Genomic DNA, 19,638 nt, shown 5'->3' on the forward strand with positions numbered 1-19,638 from the left:
GAACCTGGCCATTCTGCTACGCCGGCGGCTAACCGCCGATGAGGTCGTTGATCACGATCGTCTGGTCGCGGTCCGGACCCACGCCGATGGCCGAGAACCGGGTACCGGACATTTTCTCGAGCGCCCGCACGTAGGTCTGCGCGTTTTCCGGCAGGTCCTCGATGGTGCGTGCACCGGTGATGTCCTCGGTCCAGCCGTCGAAGTACTCGAAGATCGGCCTGGCGTGGTGAAACTCGGTCTGCGTCATGGGCATTTCATCGTGCCGGACGCCGTCGACGTCGTAGGCCACGCACACGGGAATCTGCTCGATCCCGGTCAGCACGTCCAGCTTGGTCACGAAGTAGTCGGTGAACCCGTTGACGCGGGCTGCGTGGCGGGCCAGCACGGCGTCATACCAGCCGCAGCGGCGCGGCCGCCCGGTGTTGACGCCGAACTCGCCGCCGGTCTTCTGCAGGTAGACGCCCATCTCGTCGAACAGTTCGGTGGGGAACGGGCCGGCGCCGACGCGCGTGGTGTAGGCCTTGATGATGCCCACGGCGCGGTTGATGCGCGTGGGCCCGATTCCGGATCCGACGGATGCTCCGCCGGCCGTGGGATTCGACGACGTCACGAAGGGGTAGGTGCCGTGGTCCACGTCGAGGAAGGTGGCCTGGCCGCCCTCCATGAGGACCACCTTGCCGGCGTCGAGCGCTTCATTGAGTACGTAGGTCGAGTCGATGACCAGCGGGCGGAGGCGGTCGGCGAAGGACAGGAAGTACTCCACGATCTCGTTGACCTCCACGTTGCGCCGGTTGTAGACCTTGACCAGCAGCTCGTTCTTCTGCTTCAGCGAGCCCTCAACCTTCTGGCGGAGGATCGACTCATCAAAGACGTCCTGCACGCGGATACCCAGGCGTGCCACCTTGTCCATATAGGCGGGGCCAATGCCGCGGCCGGTGGTTCCGATGGCACGCTTGCCGAGGAAGCGCTCGGTGACCTTGTCGAGGACCTGGTGGTACGGCGCCACGAGGTGCGCGTTCGCTGACACCCGCAGCTTGGACGTGTCCGCGCCGCGTGCCTCGAGCCCGTCGATCTCCTGGAACAGCGCCTCCAGGTTGATGACGCAGCCGTTGCCGATGATCGGGACGGCGTTGGGACTGAGAATTCCGGCGGGAAGGAGCTTCAGCTCGTACTTCTCACCACCCACGACGACGGTGTGCCCGGCGTTGTTGCCGCCGTTCGGCTTCACGACGTAGTCCACGCGACCGCCGAGCAGGTCAGTGGCCTTGCCTTTGCCTTCATCGCCCCACTGGGCTCCGACAATCACAATTGCTGGCATGGGATCCTCCCCCATTGTTTGGCGGCAGAAGTGCGCGCCGCGTGCCGCGCGAAATGTGTGCCGCCGTGCATGAGAACGCCCCAAGACCTGTAAGGAGTCCGGGGCTCTTACCACCCAAGTTTAGCGGACAGGAGTCACCGGCCGGGGAAGGCTGTTCACAGAACGCCTCCCGCCACCACGGGGCAGCAGGTACCGCGGACAGCTAGAAGAGATCGGTGCTGTTGATGAATCCCACCACCATCGCTGTCCACCAGCAGGTCTGGGAGATGGCCAGGCAGATGAGCAGGTGCACCCGCATACCCGGCGGAACGTCACTGAATCTTGTTCCCGCCGGCATGGAGTTCAGCCGGCGCATGCACGGGATCAGCAGGATGCCGTTGAGCATGAGTACCAGGACTGCGCACATCTTGATGATGGTCAGCGGGTTTTCCATCACCGGATTGATGAGGGCACCGGTGACCAGCAGTCCCGCCAGTCCACCCCAGATGATCGGCATGGCGGCGGATTCAATCCGGCTGGTCTCAACGAGTTTGCGTCTGGAGATCAACCAGAGAAAGCCCACCCAGTCCACCAGGAGAACGGCGCCGAAGGCTGCCACCAGCGAGATGGTGTGCACTATGAGGGAAATTTTCGCGACTCCCGGGTCGACGCGCAGAACCGCGCCGAGGCTGACAGACAGGATCCAGGCGGCAGTGACGCCCACCGCCATCAGTGCGATGCGCGGAGGTGAATAGGTGGTACGCAGGGAAACACGGGGTAGGGCGGAATCCATGATCTTCAGCTTCTCTTGGGGGGGGCGACGCCGGTCGCGGTGGAGTAGAGGAACGCGTGTTTCAGGCTCCTTCCCTGTTGTCTCCCAACAGTGAACTGAGAACTGAATTTTACGCCCGAGCGGTCACCGTCAACAAGGAAGATTGCCTGCGCCAACTAGGCAGGGAGGCTGGTGCCCGGAGCACGCCGCGCGGTACCGTTCGGCCATGTCGGATTTCCAGCCCCGCGCCCGTATCGGCATCTCGGGGTGGCGGTACGCGCCGTGGCGGAAGTCCTTCTATCCTCCCGGCCTTCCGCAGCGGTTGGAGCTCGAGTACGCTGCCTCGCAGCTCGCCACCATCGAGATCAACGGGACATTCTATTCGCTGCAGCACCGGGACAGCTTTGTCCGCTGGCGTGACACCGTGCCGGAGGACTTCCGGTTCTCCGTCAAGGGTCCGCGCTACATCACGCACATGCTCGGCCTGCGGAACGCCGAAACGGCGCTGGCCAACTTCTTCGCCTCCGGGGTCCTTGCGCTCGGCGACAAACTGGGTCCGGTCCTGTGGCAGCTGCCCGCAACCCGCCGGTTCGATCCAGACCTCGTGGACGCGTTTTTCTCGCAGTTGCCGCGAACGACGACGGCAGCCGCCTCCCTCGCCCGCGGCCACGATGAGCGGCTCAAGGACCGGGACTGGGTCACCACCGATGCCGACCGCCCGATCCACCATGTACTCGAACCGCGCCACGAAAGTTTCGGCAGCGAAGAATGCCGCGAGGTTCTCCGGCGCCACAACGTGGGGCTGGTGGTTGCGGATTCGGCAGAGAAGTGGCCGCAGTTCCGCGAGGTGACGGGCGACGTCGTCTACGTCCGCCTGCATGGCAGCACCGAGCTCTATACCAGCGGCTATACGGATGCGGAGCTGGATGACTGGGCGGCCCTGTGCCGGGGCTGGCTGACCGGTGAGACGTGCCCGGACGGGCGCGGCCGGAACGTCTACGCGTATTTCGACAATGACGTGAAGGTCCACGCCCCGTTCAACGCGATGGGTCTCGCGGAACGGTTGAGCCACGACTACCGTGGGGAGCACTGACAGCGGAATTCAGGGAGGAAATCGCGTGGACTTTGACCGCACGCCGGTCTCCGACGGGCAGGCCGTGCAGATCGGGAAGATGACCCTGCGGGCGGTCGCAACCCCCGGGCACACCCACCACCGCCTCTCCTACGTGGTCACACAGGAGAGCCGGCAGGCTGTTTTCTCCGGTGGGAGTCTGCTGTACGGGTCCGTGGGCAGGACCGACCTCGTCAGCGACGATGACACGGTCCCGCTGACCCACGCCCAGTAGGCATCGGTGCGCCGCCTGGTGGAGGAAGCCACGCCGGACGCCGGCCTTTACCCCACCCACGGTTTCGGATCCTTCTGTTCCGCGGGACCGGCCAGCGGGGCTGACTCCTCGACCGTCGGTGAACAGATCCGGAGCAACCATGCCCTCACGGACCAGGACGAGGACCATTTCGTCCAGGAACTGATCGACAACCTCAGCGCCTACCCGTCCTACTACGCGCACATGGGACCGGCGAACACCGCAGGCCCCGGACCGGCGCACCTTGACGTTCCTCAACCCCTGGATGCTGAAGAGCTCACCGCCAGGCTCGCGCACGGTGAATGGGTGGTCGATCTGCGGAACAGGATCGCCTTCGCGCGGGATCACCTCCACGGCAGCGCCAGCTTCGAATACAGTGACGGCTCCAGCTTCACCACCTTCCTCGGCTGGGTGCTGCCCTGGGACCGGCAGCTCACCCTGGTCGGCGAACGCGACGACGTCGAAAACGCGATCCGAGGCTCTGGGTCCATTGCGGATCCGGCTACCGGGCGTCCGTCGCTGCGAGTCTGCTTCAGCGCGGCGGCAAGGACGTCGTCCACATCGACGGCCTTTTCGACGACGCCGAAAAGGCCGGCCTGCCCATGAACGGGTAACAGCCACTCATTGAGACCATCGACCCCCAAACCATGGTCCAGGTCAGCGATTCAGATGCCATCCGGGACGTTGCCAACGATGCCGACGAACGGCTGAAGCGGGTCCTCAGCGCCATCGAGGGATAACCCGCCACAGCAATTCGCAGGGTGGGCTACCTGGATTGGTCTGCAGTGGACTTGGTTTGCTCGTCTACTCGGGACTCCTCGTCACCGTCCTGCGAGCCGGCGGCGATCACCGGTTCGCCGCCGGCGAGTTCGCGGTCGTCCTTCTGTGCGTCGCCGCGGGTCTTCAGCAGGCTCGCGATGGTCGCTACGACGATGGTGGCGGCGATGAAGAGCAGCGAGAACCAGATGGGTATCTCGGGCGCCCACAGCATCGGTTCCCCGCCGTTGATGAAACGGAGTTCGTTGACGTGCATGGCGTGGAAGACCAGTTTCACGCCGATGAAGCCGAGGATGACGGCCAGTCCCTGCGCGAGATAGACCAGACGCTCGAGCAGTCCTCCGATGAGGAAGAACAACTGACGCAGACCCATCAACGCGAACGCGTTGGCGGTGAACACGATGTAGGCCTCGTTGGTCAGGCCGTAGATCGCAGGGATGGAATCGACGGCGAAAATGAGGTCCACGAAACCGATAGCGATGATGGTGAGCAGCATCGGCGTGACGAAACGCTTCCCGCCCTGCATCACGGTGAGTTTGTCCTCGTGGTACTCGTCAGTGACGGGCAGGACCCGGCGCACAAGGGTCATGAACCTGCCGTCAGCCGGGTTGGACTCGTGGCTGCTGAACGCCTGGCGGTAGGCCAGAACGAGGAGCAGTGCACCGAAGATGTAGAAGACCCAGGAGAAGTTTTCGATCAGGGCCGCTCCGATGGCGATGAAGCCGCCGCGCAGGATCAGGGCGATGATGATCCCGATCATCAGTACCTTCTGCTGGTACTTCTTGGGTACGGCGAATCCGGCCATCACGATGAGGAAGACGAACAGGTTGTCGATCGACAGTGCCTTCTCGGTGAGAGACCCGGCGAAATACTCTCCGCCGAACCTCCATCCCGACACCATGCCGATCCCGACGCCGAACAGCAGAGCGAGTCCGATGTAGAACGCGGACCAGCGGGCAGATTCGCCGATGGAAGGCTCATGGGGTTTGCGCACGTGCGCGAAGAACTCGTAGACGAAGAAGAGGATCGTCACGGCAATGGTGATCAACCAGATCAGGGGTGTGACCTGCATGAGGTACTCCAAGGGGTAGGCGTTGAACAGATACGCCAAGGTCTCCTCCGCCCCGGACAACACCGGAACCGTCGGCCCGAGATGCTTCAGTGCATCCGTAATGACGGGCCGATCACAGACGGGAGTACTCCCCTTGATACGAGAATTCTAACCTACTTGCGACCGTCCCCGTGCAATCTTCTCCACCAGGAACAGGCCGAAAGTTCACGCAGCTCGCAGGAGACCAATGGATGCCCAATGTCCAGGCAGGTGCCTGCATGTTTATATTGCTGGATGGACAGCAACTGGAAATCTGACCTTCTGGCCTGGCCAGCCCGGCCAAGCCTTCACCCTCAGGCTGTTCCGACCCGCTAGCCGTCCGTCATGGCGAGGACGCCGGCACGAGACACCGATACCGCTGGAGGGGAGCGCCTACTGATCCTCTCCGCAGGGGTGGGATCGGGGCACAACAGTGCCGCGGCCGCGGTGCAGCAGGCGTGCGGCGCACGCTCTGACATCGCCGAGGTACAGGTACTGGACGTGCTCAAGGTGAGTAGCGTGCTTTACCGCGCATTGCTGGCAAAGGGTTACTTTGTGCTGGCCAAGGACTTGCCCTGGCTGGTCGACTGGGCTTACGACGCCAGCGACCCACCGTTCCGGCGCCGCGGCCCAATCGACCCCTGGACGCGGGCGAACGCCGTTCCGGTCATCGACGCGATCAGGCAATTCCGGCCGACCGCTATCGTGTGCACGCACTTCCTGCCTGCCCAACTGTTGGCATCGTTGCTCCTTCGCGGCGTTACTGACGCGAGGACCGCTGTCGTGACAACGGATTACGACTTTCAGGGGCTGTGGCTTCCGGGCGCATTCCACGCGCTCTTCGTCGCCAGGGAGGAGGGGAGAATGGAGCTACTGGCGCACGGCCTTCCCCTTGACCGCGTCGCTGCCACAGGAATCCCAATCGCCCAACAGTTCAATCCCGCGCCGCTGCGCGATGCCGGCGAGCCGCCGATGCTTCTGATTTCGGCAGGCGCGACCGGCGGTGATTATGCGGTTTCGGTGGTGCGTCAGACGATGCATATGCAATCACCGTTCACGGCCACGGTCGTGTGCGGACGCAATGATGCGCTGCGGCAGCGCATCGAGCGCCTGGTCGCGCCCGCAGGCGACCGCTACCGCGTGCTCGGTTTCACGTCGGAGATGCCGCAGCTAATGCGCCGCGCGGACCTGTTTGTGGGTAAGCCGGGCGGGCTGTCGGCATCGGAGTGCATGGCCGCAGGGCTGCCTATGGTGCTGGTGAACCCCATCCCCGGGCAGGAGGTCCGCAACGGCGACTACCTGCTGGAGCAGGGGGCGGCTGTGCGCTGCAACAGCAGCTCGACGATCGGTTGGAAGATCGACGAAGTGCTGCGCGAGCCGGGTCGCCTGGAGCGTATGCAGGCGGCCGCGCGGGGAACCGGCCGCCCTGACGCCGCGTCCGACGTGTTAACCGGTCTGCTGGACGGGCCGACACGCCCGCTGGTCGTGACGCGCGCTGCGCAAAGGACAATACTTGCCGCGAGCGAGCAGCGCGTCGTTGCGGCCGACCTGACGGGGCCATCCTCTCTGGTCCGGCTGATCGATTCGATTGAGGACAGCACGGTAGCGCTGCTACAAGCCGAGGAGTTGGGGGATCTCCAGAAGCGGTACGCAGCCTCGAACGGGGGACTGGTGCTCCGGCGCGGAAGAGCGCCCGTGTCGCTCCACTGGGAGGCTCGGCGGTTGCTCCGCGCCATACTCCGGGGCGACGAAGCGCTCCCTGTCCGGGCCGAGGGGCTCGGCGCACCTCCCGCGTGACCGGCGGGGGCTTCAGCGGTTCGGGCTCCGCGCAGTCCTCGGAGGATCCGGGGGCCGCCATTTTTGTAATCCTGCGCGTGGTACGGCCGACCTGCTTGTGTTTTACTTACCCCATGTCTGAGTTGCCGAAGCAGCACCCAAATGAGCCGCACGACGAGAGTAGTGCCGCACGACTGAACTGGCTACGGGCCGGGGTCCTGGGTGCAAATGATGGCATTGTCTCCGTCGCTGCAACCGTGGTTGGTGTTGCCGGCGTGACCAACGACGTGACGCCCATTTTGGTGGCCGGTGCTGCGGCAGTCGTAGGGGGTGCAGTTTCCATGGCGCTGGGCGAGTATGTCTCAGTCAGCAGCCAGAGTGACAGCCAGCGCGCCTTGATCGAAAAGGAACGTCGGGAACTTCGGGACGATCCCGACGTCGAGCTTGAAGAGCTGGCCGGTATCTACCAGGCTAAAGGGCTCTCGGCAGAGACTGCGCGGACCGTTGCCCGCGAACTCACCGACCATAATGCTCTAGGCGCGCATCTGGAAGCTGAACTGAAAATCGACGAAGGAGAAGTGGCCAGCGCCTGGCACGCAGCGCTTGCTTCCGCGATCGCGTTCTCCGTCGGTGCGGTGCTGCCTCTGCTGGCGATCGTTCTTCCGCCGGCAGAGGTTCGGATTCCGCTGACGTTCGTGGCCGTGGTGATCGCTTTGGCCATCACGGGGTCGGTCAGCGCGAATATCGGCGGCAGCTCCAAGCGGAAAGCGACCCTGCGGCTGGTTATCGGTGGAGCTCTTGCCATGGCCTTCACCTACGGCGTTGGCCTGCTGCTGGGCACCACCGGAATCGCCTGACGTCACGCCAGCCGGCACTGAAACGCTGCCGACAGCGCCTGATGCAAAGCCGACTCTGCCGGCACGCCAGATGGCCCCGGACAAAACTTATGGGCCGTTGGACCCTGCCGCAGGCGGCCCATGACGGTGATGATGGTTCTGATAGCTGCTGAGCTCGAGCAGTTCGGGCCGTAAATCCCGCAGAATCAGGAGGAAGAGATGGATAGCACCGCGGACGGCGATCAGTCCCAGCAGATCACGTTGTTCCTTCTCGATGACCACGAGTTGGTTCGGCGTGGCCTGCGGGAACTGCTGGAGGGCGAGGGTTTCATAGTGATCGGAGAATCGGGATCTGCCGTAGAAGCAGCCCGCAGGATTCCGGCGCTCTCGCCGGACGTTTCTATTCTTGACGCGAGGCTGCCGGACGGCACAGGGATTGAGGTGTGCCGGGATGTGCGCTCTGTTGATCCGTCGCTGTCCTGTGTCATCCTCACGAGTTACGACGATGACCAGGCATTGCGTGGTGCGGTCCTTGCAGGCGCCGCCGGTTACATCCTGAAGGAGATTCTGGGGTCCGACCTGATAGACCGGGTGCGCCGCGCAGCTTCCGGCGAATCACTGTTCGAGGCAGGGGTGAGGGAACGGATCATCACCGGGCTTGGCGAGACCGCCGTCGAGGACCCGCGCCTGGCAGGCCTGACGAGCCAGGAAAAGAAGGTGCTAGCCCTCATTGGGGAAGGGTTGACCAACAGGGAGATCGGTAGTCAACTGTTCCTGGCCGAGAAGACGGTAAAGAACTACGTTTCATCCCTGCTGTCGAAGCTGGGCTTCCAACGCCGCACCCAGGCAGCGGTGTACATCTCGCGGCCGAGCTAACTGTCCTGCCAGCTTGCCAAGGGGATACTAAGGCAAATTTCGGTGCCTTCACCGAGATCACTGGTGATGGCGACTGTGCCGGCACACAGTTCGGCCCGGCGCTTCATGTTTGCCAGGCCGCTGCTGCGGCCGGACTGCTCGAACCCGCGGCCGTCATCAGCGACTTTGAGCTCCAGACGCTTCCTGACTACGCGTAGCGTGACCGTGATGGCGTGAGCTCCGGCATGCCGAAGTGCGTTGGACAGCGCCTCAAAAAGAACTGCCCGCACGTGGTCCGCCCGCTCCCCGTCGACCGAATCCAGTGGACCGGACAGCTGGAGAATAGGCTCGAGGTCAGAACCATCAAAAGCCTCGGCCACCATCGAGAAGATGGAGGAAGTGAAGGTCGGTGTGTTCTGCGGGACCGATCGAAGTGAGTAGATGGTGTCGCGCAACTCCCTGATGGTCGCATCCAATTCTGCGGTCACTGCGGAAATTCGTTCCAAGGCTTCAGGGTGTGACGTGTGTTTGCGCAGACTCTGGATGCTCAGTCCGGCTGCGAACAACCGCTGGATGACCAGGTCATGCAGATCACGGGCGATCCGGTCACGGTCTCCGAACACCGCTTCCTGTTCCCGCTGACGGTGTACGCGCAGCAGTTCCAAGGCCAGAGACACGTGGGATGCGAAGGCCCGCATCATCTCGTGATCGACGTCGGAGAAGGGCGTTGCAGCCGGCGCGCGGGCAACGAGAAGGAAACGCGTGTCACCTTCCCCTGGAAGTTTGCTGCACAACGCAGATCCAACTGTGCCCCTCGAGACTCCGGGAAGCACCTCCACGACCTCGTCACCGCTCAGCAGCACTGGTGAGAGAGCAGCTGGGAGATTTTCCAGTATGGATTCATCGTGAATCTGCCGCCCGAGGAGCGTATCCACCTCGATACCGTCCGCTGCTTCACAGATAAGCCCTCGACGTTGGCCGAAGTCCCGCAGAACCACCGCCAGCATGCTCTGGGAAGCGCCGAGTGCATGGGCGGCAAGGAGTTCGAGGTCATCGGAGGCGCCGTCGTGCTGGCCGAGCAGTTCCCTCGCTGCGTTCAGTCCGCCTTCCAACCACCGGGTCCTCCGGTTTGCTTCATCAAAGAGACGCGAGTTCTCGATCGCAACTCCTGCTGCGGATGCCAGCGCGATAACGAGTTGTTCATCCGTGTCCGAGAAGTCCTCTCCCCCGTTCTTCTCCGTCAGGTAGAGGTTGCCGAACACCCTGTCATGTATACGGATCGGCACCCCCAGAAAGGACATCATCTGCGGATGATGGGCCGGAAAACCGTACGCGAGAGGGTGTTCGCGAAGATCCGAGAGGCGTAGCGGGCGTGGTTCATCGATCAGGAGTCCCAGGACCCCATGTCCCGTCGGCAGCGGGCCGATCCGGCGGATTTCCTCGTTCTCGAGCCCGACGGTGATGAAATGACTCAGCATGCGGTCGGCCCCTATGACCCCCAGCGCACCGAACCTGGCGTCCACGAGTTGGCAAGCTGCCGCAATGACCCGTTCCAGGACCGCTTCCAGACCGAGATCCTCAGCAATCCCAGCGAAAGCACTCAGAAGATTTTCCACGCCGGCCAGTGTCAGGGGCTGCTCTGCTGTTGCCATTATTGGCTTCCCCTCAGGATCCGTAACCACGTCGCGCTGCCTCCTGCCGACGTGAGAGTCCGAAAATTCACGGTTCGACAAGCCTAACGTTCAGAAGCGTTCCTGTTCAGCCATAGCAGGCATCAAGACCCGTCCGGCAGTCCAGGCTGGCGGCGAGTAACGATCAGCGTTGGACACGGAGGGTCCAACAATAATGTTCGAGTCACCCGCCCGAGGGACATTCCCGATCGCGCGCCGGTCCCATGGCGACCGATCACCACCAGATCCGAGCCACGCCCATAGGCGTTGAGCAGCTGGACCGGTGAGTGGGCGTCGTCCACAATCCAACTCACCCGCATGTGCGGGTAGCGAACCCGCACATCCTGCAACATCGTCGACGCAGTGACCTCCATCCGCTCGGTCAGCGGGCCGGAAGCGACCACCACGGTAAGGTGCAAAGCTGCCGAATGAGCTTCTTCTGCCCCTCTGATCAGGGCGACCTGGGACATGCCTGATCCATCGATGCCCACCACCGCTCCCCCTTTGTCCTGGTTTGCCGGCCCATAGGTGTAAGCGGGTGGCACAACGACCACGGGCGCGCTTGAATTCAGCGCTACCTGCAGCGCCACGGAATCCTTGAACTCGCCGGTGCGAAGGTCCCTTCGATCCGCGCCGACAACGATCATGGGGGCAGCGGCGGATAGTCCTAGCAGAGCCTCGACGACGTCACCGCAATAAAGGTAAGTGGCCAACCGGAGACCGGGATGCTCGAGGGTAACCCGCGCAGCTTCGCGGTTCAGAAGCTCCCGACCAGCGCTGACCACTTCCTCATAGGCGGTTCCGGGAGGCATCAGTGAAGGGTCCGGAACAGCATGGAGGAGTGTCAGCGGGACCGCCCGCGACTCCGCCCTCCTGGCAGCCCAATCCACGGCGGAACGATCCGCCACAGATTCACGCACCGCGACGAGCATCGGCCCCTCCGGTGGAGCGAGATGCTGCCCCGCTGGTGTCAGATCAGACAGCACCGTGGTCATGGCGCATCATTCTCCTGTTGCTCCGCGTTCGGGACGATGACGGCGCGCCCCCTGATGGTGCCGGCACGAAGCCGCTCATAGGCACGAGGCGCTTCGTCGAGCGTGAAGCGTTCAACCTCGACACTGATCCTGCCCGAGCGGGCCAGCTCCAGAACCTCTACCAGTTCTGGGCGCGAGCCCCAGTATGTGGCCCTTGCTGATGATTCCCACGGCGTGGAGAAGAGGCCCACATTCACTGTTCCCGGACCGACACCTACGATTGTGATCTGCCCGCCGACAGCGACGAGACGTGCTGCAAGGTCCGTTGTGGACTGCAGTCCCACGAAATCGAAAACGGCAGTAGCGCCCCGCCCGCCGGAGAGGGCGCGAACCTCCTGGTCGACGGCGGTCATTTCATCGGCGTTCCCAGTGGAGACGATCCCATGATGGGCTCCGACAGCCAGGGCCAGTTCGACCTTGTCTTCGGATATGTCGACGGCGATCACGAGGCTAGGCGTAATCGCGCGGAGGATCTGCACAGCAACATGTCCGAGCCCACCGGCTCCGATGACCACAGCGACTGATCCCGGAATCAGAACCGGGAGGCTCTTCTTGATCGCATGGTAAGGAGTCAGACCGGCATCTGTGAGCGGGACACTCGTCACAGGATCAAGATCAGTCAATGGAATGAGGTGGCGGGCATCATCGACCAGGAGGTATTCCGCCATGGCACCAGGGGCGCCGAGCCCTGGCGGGCGGATCCCCTGGGCTGCGGCGGTTTCGCAGTAGTTCTCCTCACCGCGTGAACAGGGATAACACCGCCCGCAACCCCACGGCCCGTACACCAGGACGGAATCCCCTACGCTCATTCCCGTCACGCCCTCTCCCAGGGCAGCAACAGTGCCGGCGCCTTCGTGCCCGAGGGTCAGCGGCAGTCCGTACACATATTGGTCTTCAGGAAGACCCATGATGAACTCATCGGAATGGCAGACTCCTGCGGCCGTCACACGCAGCAGCACCTGCCCAGGCCCTGCGACGGGCCTTGGAATCTCGACGAGCTCCGGAACTGAGCCGATGGTCCGGTACTGGAGAGCTTTCATATCAGTTTCTTCCTCAGCGCGATCACGGCGGCGCGCACCTGTTGTTCCGTCAGTCGTCCACCTCTCCACCATCACAGAATCATGGGTGGCTGGTCAGGGCCTTTAGCCCCTGATCTGGAACCAGAACTGCAGGCATTTCGAGAGCCGGTTCCGCAATCTGAACGTCCTCGCCCGTTAGAGGTATGACGTCAGGGACCAAAGGCCCTGACGCCGCCGCATCCGCGCAGGGATAGTTGGCTACAGCGGATCTTTCCGGGGCACAGTGTCCTGGAGGAAGAAAGGAAACGGCCATGATGTATTGGGATGGCAGCATGGGCGGCTGGGGATACGTCCTGATGGTGCTGAGCTTTGTCCTGTTCTGGGGCACCGTCATCACGGCAATCATTCTCGTTGCCCGTTCCCTGGGCGCCGGTAAAGAGCGGCAGGAGACCGGATCCGGTATGGGTGTCGCGGATAACCTGCTCGCGGAAAGGTTTGCCCGTGGTGAAATCGACGAGACCGAATACACAGCGCGTCTGACCGCGCTCCGCCGAGCTCGCGGAGCCTGACCGTCCGCCGCTGAGTCCGTCAGGTCCTCAACCACGAACCGCCGACGCGAGTTCGATCTCCAGGCGTTCGACGTCGGCCCGGTGGCACAATTCCGTTGCCGGGGTCATCGCGGTCGCGCTGCCAGCCGCAACGCCTGCCCGGAAAGCCGCCTCAATCGGCTGGCCCTGAGCAAGTCGGAGTACAAAAGCGCCAAGAAAACTATCACCGGCCCCGACGGTACTGACCACCTGCACAAGTGGGACCGGCAGGCGGATAATGCCGGTTTTCGTGGCAAGCATTGCTCCTGCTTCACCGAGGGTCAGGGCTACGTACTCGGCGGATCCGTCGGCGACCAGCGCAGAAGCCGCTTCGATCTGGCTTTGCTGGCTATCAAGTTCCACGCTGAAGTGCTCCCCCAGCTCACGCCGGCTGGGTTTAACGAGGAAGACCCCCTCGGCGAGGGCCTGGCTAAGGGCCTCGCCCGATGCATCGACAATGCAGCGCGCACTGCCCTCCCGTGCAAGGCGCGCCACCCGCGCATAAAAATCGTCCGGCGTCCCCGGGGGGAGACTACCGCTGGCGACCACGTATCCATTGACCGGGACTGACTCGGCAACAACAGACAGGCAGGCCTTCCATTCCCCTTCACTGACCTCCGGACCCTGCAGTACAAAACGGAACTGTTTTCCGGTTGCAGTCTCATCGACTGTGAAGTTCTGGCGGGTACTCCCCTGGACCGGTACCACAACGCTGGGAATGCGCTCGGCTTCGATGAGCCTGCGGTACGCCTCTCCAGTGGGGCCTCCGGCCGTGTACACCGCCAAGGTACGCCCTCCGAGCCGCCGGATCACCCTGGACACGTTCACCCCGCCACCCCCGGGATCGAGACGGCTGGCGCCACACCGAAGTTTGTGGATGCTGATGACCCGCTCGGTTGAGGTGCTGATATCCAGAGCTGGGTTCACCGTGAGGGTGAGAATGGACTTCACGCCGACTTCCATACGCCCAGCTTAGAAGACGCACCGTTCAGCGATCAGGGTCAGCCCCCACGGATGAGCAGGCCGTATGGGTGCACCGGAACGTCACCGGTACGGAAGGCTCTCTCCGGCCGCATTAGGCAGCTACCTGTACCGTTCAAAGTAAGGAACCCCCTTCGGTTCCGCTACAGGAGCGTTCATGGCTGACAAGTCCCCCCGTCAAGCAGCATCCAAGAAATCCGCCAAATCCATCAAGGAAAAGCGCGCCGACAAACGAGCCGCGGCAGCACCCCCCAGTTCCCTGGACAAGGCCACCGCCAAGACACCGAGCCCCAAAAAGAAGTGACCGGCACAGCGAATCACCTCACCCTCGGCGTCCTCTCGGGCACCCGAAAACCTGACGAGCGCCGCCTGCCGATACACCCCCTGCATCTGCAGCGCATTGCCCCCGACATCCGGCAGCATCTGATCCTGGAGGAAGGATACGGCGAGCGGCTGGGCGTCCCCGACTCCCAGCTGACCTCGCTTGGGGCGCGCATCGCCCCACGAGCGGAGCTGCTGGCGGAGGCCGACGTCGTTCTCCTGCCCAAACCGCAGCCCGACGATCTCGCCGAGCTCCGCGACGGGCAGGTCCTCTGGGGATGGCCGCACTGCGTCCAGGACCCGGCCATCACCCAGCTGGCAATCGACAAGAAACTCACGCTGATTGCTTTCGAGGCCATGAACCACTGGGCCGGCGACGGCGGCTTCGGCCTGCATGTGTTCCACAAGAACAACGAACTGGCCGGCTACTGCTCGGTACTGCACTCCCTGGCACTGACCGGCTCCACCGGCGATTACGGCCGTAGGCTGAGCGCCGTGGTCATCGGCTTCGGCGCCACCGCACGCGGGGCCGTCACCGCCCTCAACGCCCACGGCATCCATGACGTGCAGGTCCTGACCAACCGGGGCGTGGCCGCGGTAAGCTCACCGATCCATTCGGTACGCATTGCGCAGTTCGATCACAACAGCGAGGCCCCTTTCCTCAGCGAAGTCATCACCGAGCGCGGGCGGGTGCCGCTGGCGCCGTTCCTGGCCGAGAGCGACATCGTGGTCAACTGCACGCTGCAGGACCCCAACGCACCGCTGACCTACCTGCGCACCGAAGACCTGGACGCTTTCCGCCCCGGCAGTCTGATCGTGGACGTTTCCTGCGATGAGGGAATGGGGTTCAGCTGGGCGAAACCCACCACCTTCGCCGAACCGATGTTCACCGTGGGCGACCACATTGACTACTACGCGGTGGACCACAGCCCCTCCTATCTCTGGAATTCCGCCAGTTGGGAAATCAGCGAGGCCCTGCTGCCCTTCCTCGAAACCGTAATCGCCGGTCCCACGGCGTGGGCGGAGAACGAAACGATCAGCCGCGCCATCGAAATCCGCGACGGCGTGATCCTGAACCAGGACGTGCTGCAGTTCCAGCAACGGAAGCCGGAATATCCGCACCTCCCGCTGCCCGCCTAGGAGGCAGCCCGCCTGAACGACGACGGCGCCGCACCCCTGGGAGGGTGCGGCGCCGTTCCGCGTGGAACCGGGCCGGTCAGACGGCTGCGATCTTTGCCTGGCGCTCCTCCACCAGTTTCCGGACCGCGTCGAACAACGGGTGTTCCGGACTCAGCCCGGTGATCCGGCCGGTAGCCTCACCGGCGTCGGAGGAGGCCAGAAGCTCCCCCAGTTCCACCGCTTCGGCGTCGGTGGGATCATCGAACCGCAGCGCCGCACCGATTGCCTTCAGCAGCGCCTCCGGCGTGGTTCCCCGTTCGGCGAGCTCCGCTGCCGGTCCGATGAACCGCTCGTGCCGGCTGAGCTTCCGCAGGGGTGCCCTGCCCACCCGGTTCACCGTGTCCGGCAGGTGCGGATTGGTGAAGCGCCCGAGAATCTTCCGGACATAGGCTTCCTGCTCACCGGCGTCGAACCCGTGCTTGTCCACGAGGAGTTGCCTGGTCTCATCAAGCACCGCACGCACGTGCGAGGCGACGGACGGGTCCGCCATGGCCTCCGAGATTTTCTCCAGCCCCGCCTCGTGCCCGAAGTAGGCCGCGGAGGCGTGACCGGTGTTCACGGTGAACAGTTTGCGCTCAATGTACGGGGCGAGACGGTCCACGAACGTCGCTCCCGGGATGACCGGCGCGTTGGCCCCGAACGGTGTCCGGTCGATCACCCACTCGTAAAACGTCTCCACCGTCACGTCCAGGCCCTGGCCGGTTTCCTGGTTGGGGACAATCCGGTCTACCGCGGTGTTTGCGAAGACCGCGCGGTCATCCAGTGCCCCGATCGCCTCATCCCAGGAAGCATCGATGGACTCCCTGAGCAGGTCCGTCGCGTTGATCGCGTTCTCGCACGCCATGACCTGCAGCGGCACAGCATCCTCGGCTCGGGCCGCTATTCCCCGGGTAATCACCGGTGCCACGAACTTGAGGATGTGAGGCCCCACCGCAGTGGTCACCAGGTCCGCAGTGGCAATCTCCTGGACCAGCCGGTCCTCCTGGGAATTTGAATTCACCGCCCGGAAATTGCTGACCGTGTGCACCGCCGGCTGCTCGCCCACCTCATGGACGCGGTAGCTGCCCGCATCCGCAAGCTGGCTGATCAGGGCGTCCGCGACATCCGCGAACACCACCTCATAACCGGCCTGGTGGAGGAGCAGCCCAACAAAGCCGCGCCCGATGTTCCCTGCTCCAAAGTGGACTGCCTTCACTATGCGTTGACCTTCCGGAAGATTTCGAGGATTTCCTCCGCCGACGTTGCGGCTTCCAGCTGGGCAACCTGCGCCTTGTCGGTGAAGACCTTGGCGATCGAGGACAGGATGTGCAGGTGCTCGTTGTTCACGCCGGCGACCCCCACCACGAACTTGACCTCCTTGCCGTTCCAGTCCAGACCCTCGGGGTACCGGACAAAGGAGACCGCTGACTTGCGGATGTGGTCCTTGGCGGCGTTGGTGCCGTGCGGGATCGCCAGGAAGCTTCCCATGTACGTCGACACCGACTCCTCGCGCTCGTGCATGGCCTGGAGGTAACCCTCGTCCACGGCATCACGGGCCAGCAGCAGCTGCCCCGCCTCGTCAATCGCCGCGTCACGGGAGGTGGCAGAGCCGCTGAGAATAACGCTGTCAGCGACCAGAATGTCCGACGCCGGCTGCTCACCGTCCGCTGCCGATCCGGCAGCGTGTGCGCCGGAAGAAGCCCTCGTGGCCTCCGGTTCCGCTACAGCACCCGCCGCGTGGGCTGCGGAGGCGTGCGCACCCCCGAAGGAGCCGGCGTCAGAGTCGGGACCGGCCGAAGCATCGGTGCCCGCTTCCGTCTTCTCGCTGCGACTCTCCCGAACCAGTTCCACGATCTCCTCATACCGCGGGCTGTTCATGAAGTTGTCCACGGAGACGTGCACGGCGCTGGCCGTGGAGTGCTTTGCCCGCTCCGTCAGGTCCTGGTGGGTGACCACAACGTCGTAATCGTCACGAAGGTTCGCGATCGAGGCGTTGGTGACCTTGACGTCCGGGTAACCCGCCGCCTTGATCTTGTTCCGCAGCACCGACGCCCCCATGGCGCTGGACCCCATGCCGGCGTCGCACGCGAAGACGATGTTCTGGATGGGCCCTGCCATCACCGCAACGTCGCCGCTGCCGGTCAGGTGGGAAGACACCGAACTCTTCTTGCCCTTCATGGCTTCCATGCGGGAGGTTGCGGCGCTGAGGTCGTCGTCGTCGCCGTCCTTCCGCTTGGCGGTCTTCAGGATCACCGACGCCACCAGGAAGGAAACGGCCGCGGCGAGAACCACGGCAAGGATCACTCCGAAGTAACTGTCACGCGCGGTCTGCACGAGGACGGCGAAGATGGATCCCGGCGCAGCCGGTGCCACAAGGCCCGCGTTGGTGACGGCAAGGGTGGCCACGCCGGTCATGCCGCCGGCGATCGCCGCGAGGATCAGCAGCGGGCGCATCAGGACGTAGGGGAAGTAGATTTCGTGGATACCACCGAGGAAGTGGATGATCACCGCTCCGGGAGCCGAGGCCTTGGCCGCGCCACGGCCGAAGAACATGTACGCGAGGAGAATGCCCAGGCCCGGACCGGGGTTCGCCTCGAGGAGGAACAGGACTGACTTGCCCTGCTCCAGCGACTGCTGGACGCCCAGCGGCGTCAGGACGCCGTGGTTGATGGCGTTGTTCAGGAAGAGCACCTTGGCGGGCTCAATGAAGATGCTGGTCAGCGGCAGGAGCCCGTTATTCACGAGAAACTGGACCACGTTCCCGGCGGCCGTACTGAAAGCCTCCACGAGAGGCGAAATCCCGTAGAACCCGATCATCGCGAGCAGCGCGCCCCAGATACCGGCGGAGAAGTTGTTCACCAGCATCTCGAAGCCGGGGCGGATTTTCCCGTCCCAGATCCTGTCGATCTTCTTCATGGTCCAGCCGCCCAGCGGGCCCATGATCATGGCGCCGATGAACATCGGGATACCCGCCCCGACAATGACACCCATGGTGCCGATGGCGCCCACAACACCACCGCGGACGTCATAGACCATCCGGCCGCCGGTGTAGGCGATGAGGAGCGGCAGGAGGTAGGTGATCATCGGGCCCACCAGACCGGTGTGCGGGTTGCCTTCCGCATCCGTACCGAAACCACCGAGTTCAGGAACCGGCAGCCAGCCAGCTTCGATGAACAGCGCGGTGATGAGGCCCCACGCAATGAACGCACCGATATTGGGCATGATCATGCCGGACAGGAACGTCCCGAATTTCTGGACGCCAACCCTCATCCCGCTCCGGGGCTTTGCAGCTGTCTCTGTTGCCATGTGATTTCCTAACCGTGATTCCTGCACCTGCGCAGGATGGTCCGATGGATGTGGAGGACTACGTGGTGGAGATCCGGTGGAGCCACTCAAGGAAGAGCTTGAGTTCGGAACTGGATAACTGATCCGAATGCGAGGCCTGCAGGGCAGCATTCAGCGCAATCGCGGCCACCACGACCGACGATTTTCCGGAGGCTTCTGCCTGCTCCGCCTGGTCCGAGGCCACCGCAAAGATCATGGCGTCCCGGGTCATGGTGGAGAGGTCGAGGTTCCGTTCAGCCACGGGTTCCGCGATCAGCATGAGCGTTACTCCCACGTTCGCCGCCAGGATGCTCCTGGCCGCCTCCCGCGGTTGCACGCTCAGCTGTCCGGCAGCAGCGGCCTTGTTCAGCATTTCCTCCATGAGGGCCTCGGCATCAGCGACGATGGCGGGGCGGCTTTCCGGACGGATGTTACCGAACATCACCAGGTAGAGCTCCGGCTGGTTGAGCCCGAAATGCACGTGGTTGTCCCACATCCGCCGGATGTCTTCCAGCGGCTGCCCGGACGGAGCGAAATCCCGCTCGCCCGCCACATACTCCTCGAAGCCCGCTGAAACAACCGCGTCATACAGGCCCTCCTTGTCACCGAAGTGGTGGTACAGGGTGGGCGCGCTCACCCCAGCCAGTTGGGTGATCTGGCGGGTGGAGACGGGAGCTCCAGCGGAGTTGGCCAGCAGTTCTGCGGCTGCCTGCAGCAGTCTCATCTTCGCCGGTGGCTGGCCTTCGAAACTCATGGGCGCTAGCCTAGCACCTATAG

17 protein-coding genes and 1 pseudogene are annotated in these 19,638 nt (G+C 63.7%); 8 read left to right on the forward strand and 10 right to left on the reverse strand.

The annotated features are described in order from the left end of the window. Positions 1-28 precede the first annotated feature (28 nt). Positions 29-1,318 (reverse strand): adenylosuccinate synthase, encoded by a 1,290-nt coding sequence (locus tag BLS52_RS09015; protein ID WP_090586070.1) that lies wholly within the window; start codon positions 1,316-1,318, stop codon positions 29-31. 202 nt (positions 1,319-1,520) lie between these two features. Then, positions 1,521-2,090 carry a hypothetical protein gene (locus BLS52_RS09020; RefSeq protein ID WP_090586073.1) on the reverse strand — a complete coding sequence of 190 codons (570 nt, stop codon included), beginning with the start codon at positions 2,088-2,090 and terminating at the stop codon, positions 1,521-1,523. 205 nt (positions 2,091-2,295) lie between these two features. On the opposite strand from BLS52_RS09020, the gene BLS52_RS09025 reads away from it, so the two are divergent. Then, positions 2,296-3,162 carry a DUF72 domain-containing protein gene (locus BLS52_RS09025; RefSeq protein ID WP_090586074.1) on the forward strand — a complete coding sequence of 289 codons (867 nt, stop codon included), beginning with the start codon at positions 2,296-2,298 and terminating at the stop codon, positions 3,160-3,162. A 7-nt stretch (positions 3,163-3,169) separates the two neighbouring features. Next, a pseudogene (locus BLS52_RS09030) lies at positions 3,170-4,047 on the forward strand (rhodanese-like domain-containing protein); the annotation flags it as partial. A 152-nt stretch (positions 4,048-4,199) separates the two neighbouring features. Here BLS52_RS09030 and BLS52_RS09040 read toward each other — a convergent pair. Further along, a complete protein-coding gene (locus tag BLS52_RS09040; protein ID WP_090586178.1) occupies positions 4,200-5,282 on the reverse strand; it encodes a TerC family protein in 1,083 nt (360 codons plus the stop codon). A 363-nt stretch (positions 5,283-5,645) separates the two neighbouring features. On the opposite strand from BLS52_RS09040, the gene BLS52_RS09045 reads away from it, so the two are divergent. The 3 genes from BLS52_RS09045 to BLS52_RS09055 all read left to right on the forward strand — a co-directional run bounded on the left by BLS52_RS09045 (position 5,646) and on the right by BLS52_RS09055 (position 8,788). Beyond that, complete coding sequence (locus tag BLS52_RS09045; protein ID WP_090586076.1) at positions 5,646-7,097, forward strand: MGDG synthase family glycosyltransferase; 1,452 nt, start codon at positions 5,646-5,648, stop codon at positions 7,095-7,097. A gap of 113 nt (positions 7,098-7,210) precedes the next feature. Next, on the forward strand, positions 7,211-7,933 hold the full coding sequence (locus tag BLS52_RS09050; protein WP_090586078.1) for a VIT1/CCC1 transporter family protein: 723 nt from the start codon (positions 7,211-7,213) through the stop codon (positions 7,931-7,933). A 198-nt stretch (positions 7,934-8,131) separates the two neighbouring features. Beyond that, a complete protein-coding gene (locus BLS52_RS09055; protein WP_090586081.1) occupies positions 8,132-8,788 on the forward strand; it encodes a response regulator in 657 nt (218 codons plus the stop codon). Here the strand turns inward: BLS52_RS09055 and BLS52_RS09060 are convergent. The 3 genes from BLS52_RS09060 to BLS52_RS09070 form a co-directional block, all read right to left on the reverse strand. Then, positions 8,785-10,419 (reverse strand): GAF domain-containing sensor histidine kinase, encoded by a 1,635-nt coding sequence (locus tag BLS52_RS09060; protein WP_090586083.1) that lies wholly within the window; start codon positions 10,417-10,419, stop codon positions 8,785-8,787. The genes BLS52_RS09055 and BLS52_RS09060 overlap by 4 nt on opposite strands. 122 nt (positions 10,420-10,541) lie before the next feature. Then, the gene (locus BLS52_RS09065) at positions 10,542-11,432 is read right to left on the reverse strand and encodes a universal stress protein (protein ID WP_090586084.1); all 891 of its coding nucleotides are present in this window, start codon (positions 11,430-11,432) and stop codon (positions 10,542-10,544) included. Then, positions 11,429-12,511 carry an NAD(P)-dependent alcohol dehydrogenase gene (locus BLS52_RS09070; protein ID WP_090586086.1) on the reverse strand — a complete coding sequence of 361 codons (1,083 nt, stop codon included), beginning with the start codon at positions 12,509-12,511 and terminating at the stop codon, positions 11,429-11,431. The genes BLS52_RS09065 and BLS52_RS09070 overlap by 4 nt, the downstream gene beginning before the upstream one ends. A gap of 290 nt (positions 12,512-12,801) precedes the next feature. Between BLS52_RS09070 and BLS52_RS09075 the strand changes: the two genes are divergently transcribed. After that, the gene (locus BLS52_RS09075) at positions 12,802-13,059 is read left to right on the forward strand and encodes an SHOCT domain-containing protein (RefSeq protein WP_026544839.1); all 258 of its coding nucleotides are present in this window, start codon (positions 12,802-12,804) and stop codon (positions 13,057-13,059) included. Positions 13,060-13,086: 27 nt separating this feature from the next. On the opposite strand, the gene BLS52_RS09080 is transcribed toward BLS52_RS09075, so the two are convergent. After that, positions 13,087-14,040 carry a 1-phosphofructokinase family hexose kinase gene (locus BLS52_RS09080; RefSeq protein ID WP_175460130.1) on the reverse strand — a complete coding sequence of 318 codons (954 nt, stop codon included), beginning with the start codon at positions 14,038-14,040 and terminating at the stop codon, positions 13,087-13,089. A gap of 175 nt (positions 14,041-14,215) precedes the next feature. On the opposite strand from BLS52_RS09080, the gene BLS52_RS18505 reads away from it, so the two are divergent. Beyond that, positions 14,216-14,362, forward strand: a complete 147-nt coding sequence (locus BLS52_RS18505; protein ID WP_164468357.1) for a hypothetical protein — start codon at positions 14,216-14,218, stop codon at positions 14,360-14,362. Further along, complete coding sequence (locus BLS52_RS09085; RefSeq protein WP_090586088.1) at positions 14,359-15,519, forward strand: N(5)-(carboxyethyl)ornithine synthase; 1,161 nt, start codon at positions 14,359-14,361, stop codon at positions 15,517-15,519. The genes BLS52_RS18505 and BLS52_RS09085 overlap by 4 nt, the downstream gene beginning before the upstream one ends. A 76-nt stretch (positions 15,520-15,595) precedes the next feature. Here BLS52_RS09085 and BLS52_RS09090 read toward each other — a convergent pair whose 3' ends face one another. The 3 genes from BLS52_RS09090 to BLS52_RS09100 are packed head-to-tail and all read right to left on the reverse strand — an operon-like array spanning position 15,596 to position 19,615. Continuing rightward, complete coding sequence (locus tag BLS52_RS09090; protein WP_090586089.1) at positions 15,596-16,753, reverse strand: mannitol-1-phosphate 5-dehydrogenase; 1,158 nt, start codon at positions 16,751-16,753, stop codon at positions 15,596-15,598. Continuing rightward, positions 16,753-18,843 carry a PTS mannitol transporter subunit IICBA gene (locus tag BLS52_RS09095; protein ID WP_090586091.1) on the reverse strand — a complete coding sequence of 697 codons (2,091 nt, stop codon included), beginning with the start codon at positions 18,841-18,843 and terminating at the stop codon, positions 16,753-16,755. The genes BLS52_RS09090 and BLS52_RS09095 overlap by 1 nt, the downstream gene beginning before the upstream one ends. Positions 18,844-18,901: 58 nt before the next feature. Then, the gene (locus BLS52_RS09100) at positions 18,902-19,615 is read right to left on the reverse strand and encodes a TetR/AcrR family transcriptional regulator (protein WP_090586093.1); all 714 of its coding nucleotides are present in this window, start codon (positions 19,613-19,615) and stop codon (positions 18,902-18,904) included. Positions 19,616-19,638: the final 23 nt, after the last annotated feature.

The organism is Arthrobacter subterraneus (assembly GCF_900099735.1).
Classification (GTDB): Bacteria; Actinomycetota; Actinomycetes; order Actinomycetales; family Micrococcaceae; genus Arthrobacter_D; species Arthrobacter_D subterraneus.

Coding starts and splice junctions, on each gene's coding strand:
- BLS52_RS09015 (WP_090586070.1), bottom strand. CDS start 1,318: ATGCCAGCAATTGTGATTGTCGGAGCCCAGTGGGGCGATGAAGGCAAA.
- BLS52_RS09020 (WP_090586073.1), bottom strand. CDS start 2,090: ATGGATTCCGCCCTACCCCGTGTTTCCCTGCGTACCACCTATTCACCT.
- BLS52_RS09025 (WP_090586074.1), top strand. CDS start 2,296: ATGTCGGATTTCCAGCCCCGCGCCCGTATCGGCATCTCGGGGTGGCGG.
- BLS52_RS09040 (WP_090586178.1), bottom strand. CDS start 5,282: ATGCAGGTCACACCCCTGATCTGGTTGATCACCATTGCCGTGACGATC.
- BLS52_RS09045 (WP_090586076.1), top strand. CDS start 5,646: ATGGCGAGGACGCCGGCACGAGACACCGATACCGCTGGAGGGGAGCGC.
- BLS52_RS09050 (WP_090586078.1), top strand. CDS start 7,211: ATGTCTGAGTTGCCGAAGCAGCACCCAAATGAGCCGCACGACGAGAGT.
- BLS52_RS09055 (WP_090586081.1), top strand. CDS start 8,132: ATGGATAGCACCGCGGACGGCGATCAGTCCCAGCAGATCACGTTGTTC.
- BLS52_RS09060 (WP_090586083.1), bottom strand. CDS start 10,419: ATGGCAACAGCAGAGCAGCCCCTGACACTGGCCGGCGTGGAAAATCTT.
- BLS52_RS09065 (WP_090586084.1), bottom strand. CDS start 11,432: ATGACCACGGTGCTGTCTGATCTGACACCAGCGGGGCAGCATCTCGCT.
- BLS52_RS09070 (WP_090586086.1), bottom strand. CDS start 12,511: ATGAAAGCTCTCCAGTACCGGACCATCGGCTCAGTTCCGGAGCTCGTC.
- BLS52_RS09075 (WP_026544839.1), top strand. CDS start 12,802: ATGATGTATTGGGATGGCAGCATGGGCGGCTGGGGATACGTCCTGATG.
- BLS52_RS09080 (WP_175460130.1), bottom strand. CDS start 14,040: ATGGAAGTCGGCGTGAAGTCCATTCTCACCCTCACGGTGAACCCAGCT.
- BLS52_RS18505 (WP_164468357.1), top strand. CDS start 14,216: ATGGCTGACAAGTCCCCCCGTCAAGCAGCATCCAAGAAATCCGCCAAA.
- BLS52_RS09095 (WP_090586091.1), bottom strand. CDS start 18,843: ATGGCAACAGAGACAGCTGCAAAGCCCCGGAGCGGGATGAGGGTTGGC.
- BLS52_RS09100 (WP_090586093.1), bottom strand. CDS start 19,615: ATGAGTTTCGAAGGCCAGCCACCGGCGAAGATGAGACTGCTGCAGGCA.